The sequence below is a fragment of the Pectobacterium odoriferum genome, assembly GCF_009931295.1.
In the GTDB taxonomy this organism is placed as follows: domain Bacteria; phylum Pseudomonadota; class Gammaproteobacteria; order Enterobacterales; family Enterobacteriaceae; genus Pectobacterium; species Pectobacterium odoriferum.
Genome location: NZ_CP034938.1, coordinates 4921359 through 4933410, shown reverse-complemented (window position 1 = coordinate 4933410; position 12052 = coordinate 4921359). Strand labels below are relative to the sequence as shown.

8 protein-coding genes, 2 tRNA genes, 2 rRNA genes and 1 pseudogene are annotated in these 12052 nt (G+C 48.4%); 10 read left to right on the top strand and 3 right to left on the bottom strand.

Annotated features, from left to right (window positions below):
- Positions 1-26: 26 nt before the first annotated feature.
- The 4 genes from EO763_RS22325 to rrf all read left to right on the top strand — a co-directional run bounded on the left by EO763_RS22325 (position 27) and on the right by rrf (position 3597).
- Positions 27-103, top strand: a tRNA-Ile gene (locus tag EO763_RS22325).
- A 42-nt stretch (positions 104-145) separates the two neighbouring features.
- A tRNA-Ala gene (locus tag EO763_RS22320) sits at positions 146-221 on the top strand.
- A gap of 224 nt (positions 222-445) precedes the next feature.
- Positions 446-3352: ribosomal RNA gene (locus EO763_RS22315) — 23S ribosomal RNA — on the top strand.
- A 129-nt stretch (positions 3353-3481) separates the two neighbouring features.
- Positions 3482-3597 (top strand): 5S ribosomal RNA (rrf, locus tag EO763_RS22310).
- 190 nt (positions 3598-3787) lie between these two features.
- Here rrf and mobB read toward each other — a convergent pair.
- Positions 3788-4309: a molybdopterin-guanine dinucleotide biosynthesis protein MobB gene (gene mobB, locus EO763_RS22305; protein WP_161530269.1), complete on the bottom strand. Its 522-nt coding sequence runs from the start codon at positions 4307-4309 to the stop codon at positions 3788-3790.
- A complete protein-coding gene (mobA, locus tag EO763_RS22300; RefSeq protein WP_161530268.1) occupies positions 4299-4877 on the bottom strand; it encodes a molybdenum cofactor guanylyltransferase MobA in 579 nt (192 codons plus the stop codon). Before mobA ends, mobB begins: the two co-directional genes overlap by 11 nt.
- 213 nt (positions 4878-5090) lie before the next feature.
- On the opposite strand from mobA, the gene EO763_RS22295 reads away from it, so the two are divergent.
- The 5 genes and pseudogenes from EO763_RS22295 to spfP all read left to right on the top strand — a co-directional run bounded on the left by EO763_RS22295 (position 5091) and on the right by spfP (position 10452).
- On the top strand, positions 5091-5360 hold the full coding sequence (locus EO763_RS22295) for a YihD family protein (protein ID WP_161530267.1): 270 nt from the start codon (positions 5091-5093) through the stop codon (positions 5358-5360).
- A 78-nt stretch (positions 5361-5438) separates the two neighbouring features.
- Positions 5439-6426, top strand: a pseudogene (locus tag EO763_RS22290) (serine/threonine protein kinase).
- A 24-nt stretch (positions 6427-6450) separates the two neighbouring features.
- Positions 6451-7074, top strand: a complete 624-nt coding sequence (dsbA, locus tag EO763_RS22285) for a thiol:disulfide interchange protein DsbA (RefSeq protein WP_161530266.1) — start codon at positions 6451-6453, stop codon at positions 7072-7074.
- 378 nt (positions 7075-7452) lie between these two features.
- Positions 7453-10242, top strand: a complete 2790-nt coding sequence (polA, locus tag EO763_RS22280) for a DNA polymerase I (RefSeq protein ID WP_161530265.1) — start codon at positions 7453-7455, stop codon at positions 10240-10242.
- Positions 10243-10404: 162 nt separating this feature from the next.
- A complete protein-coding gene (gene spfP, locus EO763_RS24020; RefSeq protein WP_071892919.1) occupies positions 10405-10452 on the top strand; it encodes a small protein SpfP in 48 nt (15 codons plus the stop codon).
- 205 nt (positions 10453-10657) lie between these two features.
- Here spfP and yihA read toward each other — a convergent pair whose 3' ends face one another.
- Positions 10658-11293, bottom strand: coding sequence for a ribosome biogenesis GTP-binding protein YihA/YsxC (yihA, locus tag EO763_RS22275; RefSeq protein ID WP_161530264.1), 636 nt, complete (start codon positions 11291-11293; stop codon positions 10658-10660).
- A gap of 203 nt (positions 11294-11496) precedes the next feature.
- Between yihA and yihI the strand changes: the two genes are divergently transcribed.
- Positions 11497-12051, top strand: a complete 555-nt coding sequence (yihI, locus tag EO763_RS22265) for a Der GTPase-activating protein YihI (protein ID WP_109225106.1) — start codon at positions 11497-11499, stop codon at positions 12049-12051.
- Position 12052: the final 1 nt, after the last annotated feature.

The following is a 12052-nucleotide window of genomic DNA, read 5'->3' as shown; positions in this document are numbered from 1 at the left end:
AAAATAACGAGCAGAAATACCTTAATAGGCTTGTAGCTCAGGTGGTTAGAGCGCACCCCTGATAAGGGTGAGGTCGGTGGTTCAAGTCCACTCAGGCCTACCAACTCTTCCATGAGTGGTATCTAAGGTATCTGTAAGCAACGATGGGGTTATAGCTCAGCTGGGAGAGCGCCTGCCTTGCACGCAGGAGGTCTGCGGTTCGATCCCGCATAGCTCCACCATCACTACTCGCTATATAGAAAACTTCAGAGTGTACCTGTTTGGGTGCACTGCGACGTTTTGCTCTTTAACAATCTGGAACAAGCTGAAAATTGAAACATGACAGCTGAACATACTGATATGACATTTATGTCATGTGAGTGATGCGTCAGTGTGTCAATGAGTCTCTCAAATAATCGCAGCACGACAGTGACTTTGATTAATCAAAGACACCTTCGGGTTGTGAGGTTAAGCGACTAAGCGTACACGGTGGATGCCTAGGCAGTCAGAGGCGATGAAGGGCGTGCTAATCTGCGATAAGCGTCGGTAAGCTGATATGAAGCGTTATACCCGACGATACCCGAATGGGGAAACCCAGTGTGTTTCGACACACTATCATGACATGAATACATAGTGTCATGAGGCGAACCGGGGGAACTGAAACATCTCAGTACCCCGAGGAAAAGAAATCAACCGAGATTCCCCCAGTAGCGGCGAGCGAACGGGGAGGAGCCCAGAACCTGAATCAGTTTGTGTATTAGTGGAAGCGTCTGGAAAGTCGCACAGTAAAGGGTGATAGTCCCGTACACAAAAATGCACAAGCTGTGAGTTCGATGAGTAGGGCGGGACACGTGACATCCTGTCTGAATATGGGGGGACCATCCTCCAAGGCTAAATACTCCTGACTGACCGATAGTGAACCAGTACCGTGAGGGAAAGGCGAAAAGAACCCCGGCGAGGGGAGTGAAATAGAACCTGAAACCGTGTACGTACAAGCAGTGGGAGCCTACTTGTTAGGTGACTGCGTACCTTTTGTATAATGGGTCAGCGACTTATATTCTGTAGCAAGGTTAACCGTATAGGGGAGCCGCAGGGAAACCGAGTCTTAACTGGGCGTTAAGTTGCAGGGTATAGACCCGAAACCCGGTGATCTAGCCATGGGCAGGTTGAAGGTTGGGTAACACTAACTGGAGGACCGAACCGACTAATGTTGAAAAATTAGCGGATGACTTGTGGCTGGGGGTGAAAGGCCAATCAAACCGGGAGATAGCTGGTTCTCCCCGAAAGCTATTTAGGTAGCGCCTCGTGAACTCATCTTCGGGGGTAGAGCACTGTTTCGGCTAGGGGGTCATCCCGACTTACCAACCCGATGCAAACTACGAATACCGAAGAATGTTATCACGGGAGACACACGGCGGGTGCTAACGTTCGTCGTGAAGAGGGAAACAACCCAGACCGCCAGCTAAGGTCCCAAAGTCATGGTTAAGTGGGAAACGATGTGGGAAGGCACAGACAGCCAGGATGTTGGCTTAGAAGCAGCCATCATTTAAAGAAAGCGTAATAGCTCACTGGTCGAGTCGGCCTGCGCGGAAGATGTAACGGGGCTAAACCATGCACCGAAGCTGCGGCAGCGACACTTAGGTGTTGTTGGGTAGGGGAGCGTTCTGTAAGCCGTCGAAGGTGGCCTGTGAGGGCTGCTGGAGGTATCAGAAGTGCGAATGCTGACATAAGTAACGATAATGCGGGTGAAAAACCCGCACGCCGGAAGACCAAGGGTTCCTGTCCAACGTTAATCGGGGCAGGGTGAGTCGACCCCTAAGGCGAGGCTGAAAAGCGTAGTCGATGGGAAACAGGTTAATATTCCTGTACTCGGTGTTACTGCGAAGGGGGGACGGAGAAAGCTAGGTTATCCGGGCGACGGTTGTCCCGGTTTAAGCGTGAAGGTGGATGACTTTGGTAAATCCGGGTCATTGTTAACACTGAGGCGTGATGACGAGTCACTACGGTGATGAAGTAACCAATGCTACGCTTCCAGGAAAAGCCTCTAAGCTCCAGGTAACATCAAATCGTACCCCAAACCGACACAGGTGGTCAGGTAGAGAATACTCAGGCGCTTGAGAGAACTCGGGTGAAGGAACTAGGCAAAATGGTGCCGTAACTTCGGGAGAAGGCACGCTGATGGTAGGTGAAGTGACTTGCTCATGGAGCTGAAATCAGTCGAAGATACCAGCTGGCTGCAACTGTTTAATAAAAACACAGCACTGTGCAAACACGAAAGTGGACGTATACGGTGTGACGCCTGCCCGGTGCCGGAAGGTTAATTGATGGGGTCAGCCGCAAGGCGAAGCTCTTGATCGAAGCCCCGGTAAACGGCGGCCGTAACTATAACGGTCCTAAGGTAGCGAAATTCCTTGTCGGGTAAGTTCCGACCTGCACGAATGGCGTAATGATGGCCAGGCTGTCTCCACCCGAGACTCAGTGAAATTGAACTCGCTGTGAAGATGCAGTGTACCCGCGGCAAGACGGAAAGACCCCGTGAACCTTTACTATAGCTTGACACTGAACCTTGAGCCTTGATGTGTAGGATAGGTGGGAGGCTTTGAAGCGTGGACGCCAGTCTGCGTGGAGCCAACCTTGAAATACCACCCTTTAATGTTTGATGTTCTAACGTAGACCCGTAATCCGGGTTGCGGACAGTGTCTGGTGGGTAGTTTGACTGGGGCGGTCTCCTCCCAAAGCGTAACGGAGGAGCACGAAGGTTAGCTAATCCTGGTCGGACATCAGGAGGTTAGTGCAAAGGCATAAGCTAGCTTGACTGCGAGAGTGACAGCTCGAGCAGGTGCGAAAGCAGGTCTTAGTGATCCGGTGGTTCTGAATGGAAGGGCCATCGCTCAACGGATAAAAGGTACTCCGGGGATAACAGGCTGATACCGCCCAAGAGTTCATATCGACGGCGGTGTTTGGCACCTCGATGTCGGCTCATCACATCCTGGGGCTGAAGTAGGTCCCAAGGGTATGGCTGTTCGCCATTTAAAGTGGTACGCGAGCTGGGTTTAGAACGTCGTGAGACAGTTCGGTCCCTATCTGCCGTGGGCGTTGGAAGATTGAGAGGGGTTGCTCCTAGTACGAGAGGACCGGAGTGAACGCACCACTGGTGTACGGGTTGTGATGCCAATTGCATTGCCCGGTAGCTAAGTGCGGAAGAGATAACCGCTGAAAGCATCTAAGCGGGAAACTTGCCTCGAGATGAGTCTTCCCTGGGCACTAGATGCCCCTGAAGGGCCGTTGAAGACGACGACGTAGATAGGCTGGGTGTGTAAGCGTAGCGATACGTTGAGCTAACCAGTACTAATGACCCGAGAGGCTTAACCTTACAACACCGAAGGTGTTTTGAGATGACTCAAAAGACAATACTCAGCTTGTTCAAAGATTGGTTCTGATGGTTGTACAGATAAGAAGCGAAAGCAACTTAAGTGCAACGGTTGGGATGAAACAGAATTTGCCTGGCGGCGATAGCGCGGTGGTCCCACCTGACCCCATGCCGAACTCAGAAGTGAAACGCCGTAGCGCCGATGGTAGTGTGGGGCTTCCCCATGTGAGAGTAGGGAACTGCCAGGCATCAAATAAGTGGAAAGCCTCTGTCGCAAGACAGGGGCTTTTTGCTATGAGAAATTGGGTGAATTTACAAAAAACCTGCAGATCACATGATGGATACAGCGCATGGGAGGGTTTGGTTTTTTGGGTTCAGAAGCCCATTTTCTGCCAGACATTACCCAATGGTTCAGTGTTAACGGTTGTCTGTTCCGCATTACAGATTATTATTTTTGAGCCATTGGTGGATAAAAATAGCAACTTGCTCTGGTTGATTGATATCAAGCACTGGAAGCATGGTGTCGATCTCACCATCTGCTGCAATCGCGATGACATACTCATCGATCAAATCACTTAATGCTCTACCCAACGATTGGCGAAATAAGGCTATTTTAGCGATCCTCTCATGTTTGAACCCCTCAACCAGCACCAGATCAAGAGTAGATGCATCCATTTTTCCAGCTAGATGGTAAATATTTAGTTCTTCCTGATCAGGAGTCTCCGTCATTAGCGCCCATCTTTGGCTGCTGGCAACAATGGTTTGTGCTGCGCCTGCCTTACGTAGCTCATAGCTATCTTTACCTGGCGTATCAATATCCATCTGATGATGCGTATGTTTAATGAGTCCGACTCGAACACCATGATTAGTCAGTAGCGGGATGACGTGTTTAAGTAATGTCGTTTTACCTGTACCGCTATAAGCAACAATAGCGAGTAAGGGGACACGATTAGGGTTCACGGTGTTGCACCTCCCAATTGGATAAGTCTTCAGGCGAATTCATATTGCGAAAGGCTTCAGGTTGATCGCTAAATGAAACGTTTTTTGCTCCAACCTGTTCAATAAATAGCATTAACTTACGATTTCCGAGATGCAGATAAGCTTCCAACGGCTCAATAAGGTTTCTATTGATTAAGAGTAATGTGGGATGTGGACGTTCTCCGTCTGTGGCATAAGTCGCATTTGCCTCCCCGCATGCTTGCCACAATCGGTGCACCAGATCGAGGGGGAGAGCAGGGACATCGCAAGGGACGAATACGACCCATTCGGATGGCGAGGCATATAACCCACTCAGAATACCAGCCAACGGGCCTGGAAAGCTTGTATCAAAGTCACCAATAATGCGGCAGCCACTTTGCGCATACACAGCCTGGTTGCGGTTAGCGCTGATAATGACCTCATCGACTTGTGCTTTAAGCCGAGACAGAACGTGCAGATATAGCGGCATACCGTTCAGTGCTATCAGACCTTTATCGTGCCCGCCCATACGTGTTGCCCGTCCACCTGCGAGAATAACGCCTGTAATCATTTCACTTTCCAATTATTGATGCCTACTTTTATCTGTACCGAAAGTTTGTGGGGGATAAACCATGCGTTATTCTCTGAAAACTTTTTCCGAAGACCAAGTTCTTTCCTCATGTGCGCAAGGCTGTTATTTTTATCACTATATGCTCAATATTGTTCAAGCGGCTTCCAGCATCTTGAAATTTATTGAGTACAAATCGTTTTTAAGGAGAAAAAAATGAAATGTCATCGCGTTAATGAGCTTATTGAACTGTTGCACCCAGCCTGGCAAAAAGAACCCGATTTAAATCTGGTGCAATTTTTACAAAACCTTGCACAGGAGGCGGGGTTCGAGGGGCAGTTAAATGAACTGACTGATGATATCCTTATTTACCATCTAAAAATGCGTGATGCAGATAAAGAACAAGTCATTCCCGGTTTGAAGAAAGACTACGAAGACGATTTTAAGACAGCTTTGCTTCGTGCCCGGGGAGTTATTAAAGACTAGTGGAAAGGAATAACACGTTCATGGTGCTAACTGTTGCACGCATATCTCTTACGTCGCCTCTAACCATTTGTGGCCGTGATGAATAGTTCGATATTTAATTTCCAGACGCTATTCCCCGATCTGATCATGGATGCGCTGCTGGATGTTGGGCTGCGCGTTGATTCTGGTTTGACGGCATTAAACAGTTATGAGAATCGGGTGTACCAGTTTGCGGATGAAGATCGTAAACGATTCGTGGTGAAATTTTATCGCCCGGAAACGGTGGAGCACGGCGCAGATTCAGGAAGAGCATATTTTTGCCCAGCAATTGGAACAAGATGAAGTTCCTATTGTTGCTCCCATCTTGCTTAATGGGCAAACGCTGAATGTCTATGAAGGATTTCATTTTGCCGTATTCCCCAGCGTGGGCGGGCGGCAGTATGAAATGGATAATGAAGACCAGCTAGAGTGGGTCGGTCGTTTTCTCGGTCGGATTCACCAGACGGGTCAGAAATCGTTATTCACCGAGCGTCCGACGATAGGGGTAAATGAATATTTGCATGAACCTTATCGGCTGTTGGAGACATGTCCGCTAATACCGAAAATACATCGACATGATTTTTTACAGGCGACTCGTCAACTGATTGATACAGTTGAAACTTATTGGCATAACGACTGGCGGCCACTGCGTCTGCATGGGGATTGTCATCCAGGCAATATTTTGTGGCGTGATGGCCCGCTATTTGTGGATTTGGATGATGCCCGCAATGGTCCGGCAATACAGGATTTATGGATGCTGTTGCATGGCGACCGCCGTGAACAACGTATTCAACTGGATATCTTGTTAGAAGCCTATAGCGAATTTGCAGAGTTTCAGGAGAAAGAGCTTGCGCTGATTGAGCCTCTTCGTGCGATGCGGCAGGTTTATTATCTGGCCTGGGTTGCTCGTCGCTGGGAAGATCCCGCTTTTCCGAAAAATTTCCCCTGGATGACGGATGCTGATTTCTGGTTGAAGCAAACGGCAATATTTATTGGGCAAACTCAGCTGTTGCAGGATCCTCCTCTACAGCTAATGCCAATGTACTGAAATTAAATGGAGAGAGTGAAATTTATGAAAAAATTATGGCTTGCGCTGATTGGCGTTGTTCTGGCATTTAGTGCTTCTGCTGCAGAGTTTTCTGACGGCAAGCAATATGTAGAATTAGATAAACCCGCAACCCAAGAGCCTCAGATTCTTGAGTTCTTCTCATTCTATTGCCCGCACTGCTATCAATTTGAACAGGTTTACCACGTTCCTGATGCAGTAAAAAAAGCGTTACCAGAGGGTACGAAGATGACACGTTATCACGTGGATTTCTTGGGCCCATTGGGTAAAAACCTGACGCAGGCATGGGCTGTAGCTATGGCGCTGGGCGTCGAAGATAAAATTACCCCGCTGATGTTTGATGCCGTTCAGAAAACACAGACCTTACAAAAACCGGAAGATATTCGCGAAATTTTTGTGAAAGCTGGCGTGAGTGCGGACGAGTTTGATGGTGCACTGAATAGCTTTGTTGTGAAATCTCTGGTTGCCCAGCAGGAAAAAGCGGCGGCAGATTTACAATTACGCGGTGTTCCAGCCATGTTCGTTAACGGTAAATATATGATCAAGAATGATGGTCTTGATACCAGTTCAATGGATGGATATGTAAAACAGTACGCTGACGTGGTGAAGTTCCTCATTACCAAGAAGTAATTATTTAATAAGTCATGCGGGTAAAACCGCATGACTTTATACCTTCCCGCTGTTCATCTTCTTACCTTTTATATCTCATCATCCCGCAATATTTATTTATCTTTTTGTTTATATCCACAAATTGGATGACGGTTTATCATACCTTAAAAATAAACGGATTATATTATAACATCATGAAATTAATGAATATAAAAAAACAGATTAAGATAATAGGGGAAATTGGCAATTAAACGGATAAAACTATTCACAAAGTTATCCACAGGAAGATCTTGCGAGGATCCATGCAAAATCAGCCAATATCTCACGTTAAGGATCGTCTCTTTCCCTGACCTATGGCATGCTTAGCGCCATGACAGACAACAACGATCACGGCAGGCTATGGCTCAGATTGCAGAAAACCCTTTAATACTGGTAGACGGTTCATCCTATTTGTATCGTGCTTACCACGCTTTTCCACCGTTAACAAACAGCGCGGGAGAAGCAACCGGTGCAATGTATGGCGTACTGAATATGCTACGCAGTTTGCTGCTGCAATATCATCCCAGCCATGTTGCCGTCGTTTTTGATGCGAAAGGGAAAACGTTTCGCGATGAACTGTTCGAGAACTATAAGGCTCACCGCCCACCTATGCCGGACGATCTACGCGAACAGATAGAGCCTCTGCATAAGATGGTGAAAGCGATGGGGTTGCCGCTTCTGGCAGTATCCGGCGTAGAAGCGGACGATGTGATTGGTACGCTCGCCGTTCAGGCGGAAAAAGCGGGTAAGTCGGTGCTGATTAGTACTGGCGATAAAGATATGGCGCAGCTAGTGACGCCAAGCGTGACGCTCATTAATACCATGAATAACTCGATTCTTGGCCCACAGGAAGTGTGTGATAAGTACGGTATCCCTCCTGAGCTGATTATCGATTTCCTCGCGCTGATGGGCGATGCATCGGATAACATTCCTGGTGTACCTGGCGTGGGTGAAAAAACGGCTCAAGCGCTATTGCAAGGGCTCGGTGGGCTGGACTCGCTGTATGCCAATCTCGATAAAATTGCCGGGCTTTCCTTCCGTGGTGCGAAAACCATGGCGCCGAAGCTCGAGCAGCACAAAGAAGTAGCCTATCTCTCTTATCAGCTCGCGACCATTAAAACGGATGTTGAGCTGGAACTTAGCTGCGATCAGCTCACCGTTAACGAGTTGGATGTGGATGAGTTGCATCGTCTTTTTTCCCGTTATGAATTTAAGCGCTGGTTATTAGATATTGAATCAGGCACCTGGATGCAGGGTAAAAAGAGCAGTCCACCTGTTCAGGTGGTGAGTAACGCGGTGGTTGAGCAAGTTGCTGAAGAAGATAATACGCCTACGCTTTCTGCTGACGGTTACGTCACGATTCTTGATGAAAAAACGCTGCTGGACTGGATTGAGCGCTTAAAACAGGCTGAAGTTTTCGCTTTTGATACGGAAACCGACGGGCTGGATACGCTCACCGCCAATCTGATTGGTCTGTCATTTGCGATTAAGCCAGGTGAAGCGGCTTATTTGCCGCTGGCGCATGACTATCTGGATGCGCCAGAACAGTTGGATCGCGCCCAGGTATTGGCCTTGTTTAAACCGCTGCTGGAAGATGAGAAGCTGCTTAAGATTGGCCAGAATCTCAAGTTTGATAAAGGCGTGATGCAGCGGTATGACATCGATTTACGCGGTATCGCGTTTGATACCATGCTGGAATCTTACGTGCTCGACAGCGTGGCGGGCCGCCACGATATGGATAGCCTGGCCGAACGCTATCTGAGCCACAAAACCATTACTTTTGAAGAGATCGCGGGTAAGGGAAAAAATCAACTGACGTTTAATCAGATTGCGCTGGAACAGGCTGGGCCTTATGCCGCCGAGGACGCGGACGTTACGCTGCATCTGCACCAGAAACTCTGGGGGAAACTCCAGCCGCATGCCGATCTGTGCCAAGTCTTCCAGACTATCGATATGCCGCTGGTGCCGGTTTTATCCCGCATTGAGCGTACGGGTGTGCTTATCGACCCCGCTATTCTGGCAGAACACTCAAAAGAGCTCACAGCCCGTCTGGCGGAGCTGGAAACACAAGCGTATGAACTGGCGGGCGAAGAATTCAATCTCTCATCGACCAAGCAGCTACAGGGCATTCTGTATGAAAAGCAAAAGCTGCCGATTCTGAAGAAAACGCCAAAAGGCGCGCCATCAACCAATGAGGAAGTGTTGGCTGAACTGGCGCTGGATTACCCTCTGCCGAAGCTGATCCTGGAATATCGGGGTTTGGCCAAGCTGAAATCTACTTACACCGATAAATTGCCGCTGATGATCAATCCGGCGACGAAGCGTGTGCATACGTCTTATCATCAGGCTGTTACTGCGACTGGACGTTTGTCTTCCAGCGATCCGAATCTGCAAAACATCCCTGTGCGTAATGACGAAGGGCGCCGTATTCGTCAGGCATTCATTGCACCTAAGGGCTACAGCATTGTTGCGGCGGACTACTCGCAAATCGAACTGCGTATCATGGCGCACTTATCGGGTGATAAAGGGTTGTTGAACGCATTCGCGAACGGGCGGGATATCCACCGAGCAACGGCGTCAGAAGTGTTTGGCACCGCACTGGATAAGGTGACATCAGAACAGCGTCGCAGTGCGAAAGCGATCAACTTCGGTTTGATCTACGGCATGAGCGCGTTTGGCTTGTCGCGTCAGTTGAATATTCCCCGTAGTGAATCGCAGAAATACATGAACCTGTATTTTGAGCGTTATCCTGGTGTGCAGGATTACATGGAGCGAACGCGTCAACAGGCCGCGGAACATGGCTATGTCTCTACATTGGATGGTCGTCGTCTCTATCTGCCCGATATCCATTCTCGTAATGCGATGGCGCGTAAAGGTGCGGAGCGTGCGGCGATTAACGCCCCAATGCAGGGCACCGCTGCTGATATTATTAAGAAAGCGATGATCTCGATTGACGATTGGCTACAGAAAGACGCGCCGAAGGTGACGATGATCATGCAGGTTCACGATGAATTGGTTTTCGAGATTCATGATTCGGTTATTGAAGAATCCATTAGTAAAATCAAAGCATTAATGGAAGGTTGTATGCAATTGAATGTTCCATTACAGGTAGACATCGGTACGGGCATGAACTGGGATGAAGCACATTAATGGCCGATTCTTGCACTATTTCTGTAATTAAATAACAGGATTGTGTGACTTGGTTTAACTTTGTGTAATCGATAACCATTTTCTATGAAAGTAAACAACAAAAAAGCCTTTGTTCCCGTGAAAAAATAGGGTAGAGTTAAAGACGTAGGGTACAGAGGTAAGATGTTCTATCTTTCAGACCTTTTACTTCACGTAATCGGATTTGGCTGAATATTAGCCGCCCCGCTCAGTTTTGAGCGGGGCGTTTTTTATGGGTTTTATCCAGATTTTTACCCTCAAAACGCCAGTAACTGCCTGATAGACAGCAATGTATCAAGCACGGTTTCGAGTGTGGAAAGAACGTCTCTGATGGATGATTATCGCGGGAGAGTGGGGCGTGATGCGAGTTGATGATACTCTGCACCACGCGAAAGGATTATTCAGCTGCTTGTTCTTCTTCAGCGTGTGGTAGCGTGCTGAACCAGTTATCCAATTTCTGCTGTAGCTTATCGACGCCAAGTTTTTTCAGTGATGAAAATGCTTCGACCTGAATATCACCCATAAATGGCAAGACAGCCTCGCGAACCATATTCAACTGTGTCTTACGTGCGCCTGAAGCCAATTTATCGGCTTTGGTCAGCAGCACTAAGACTGGGAGCTCGACATCAACTGCCCACTGAATCATTTGCTGATCGAGATCTTTCAGCGGATGGCGAATATCCATCAGCACAACAAGACCCTTAAGGCTGTTACGCTTTTGCAGGTATTCACCGAGCGCACGTTGCCATTTGATCTTCATTTGCTCCGGCACTTCGGCATAGCCATAGCCGGGAAGGTCGACCAAACGCACGCCGTCTACCACCTGAAACAGGTTAATCAACTGAGTACGGCCCGGCGTTTTACTGGTTCGTGCCAGGTTTTTCTGGTTGGTCAGCGTGTTCAAGGCACTGGATTTTCCGGCATTAGAGCGCCCAGCAAAGGCCACTTCAATACCGCTATCTGTTGCCAGATGGCGAATATCCGGGGCGCTGATGATAAAACGCGTCATGTGGTAGTTATATTGCTGGGTCACGATGGTTATCTCTATCTGGATCTCTGTCTGGTTGGGGATTATACCTGTAACTGACAATAAAGGCGGTTTTATCTGTCTCGAAATGCAGCAGACTGATGCGAAAAGAAAAGCCCAGCTGTCTGATGTGGACGCTTTTTTATTCGCGGGCTTTCTGCTAGATTCCGCCGCACTTCCCTTATATCTGTGTACCTGAGAACAATATTATGAACCGACCTGTCAAAGGGGCTGCCGATCAGGCAGGGAAACCCAAAGTAAAAAGAAAGACCCGCGAAGAGCTGGAGCGTGAAGCGCGCGAACGGAAAAAAGATAAAAAGCATCGTGGCCACGCGTCGGGCAGCCGAACTCAGGAAAAAGCATCCGCCGATCAGCGCTCTGGTCAGCGTAAAGTCGCCGATCCGCGTATCGGTAGCAAAAAGCCTGTACAGCTTGGCGTGTTGGATAGCGATATCGCTAAACCGAAGCCTAAGTCGAAGCCTTCTGAACCTGTGGAGAAAGTCGTTGTTGCCAAGCCGACGATGTCACCGGAAGAAGAGCTGGAAATGTTAGAAAACGATACGCGTCTGGATGCCTTGTTGGATCGTCTGGATAGCGGCGAGACGCTGAGCGCCAAAGAACAATCATGGGTTGATGAAACGCTGGATCGTATCGACATCCTGATGGAAGAGCTTGGAATCGAGCTGGGTGATGATGACGAAGAAGAGCAGCAGGAAGATATGCTGCAGCTTTTGAAACGTAATAACCCGAAAGACACGTTCTAAT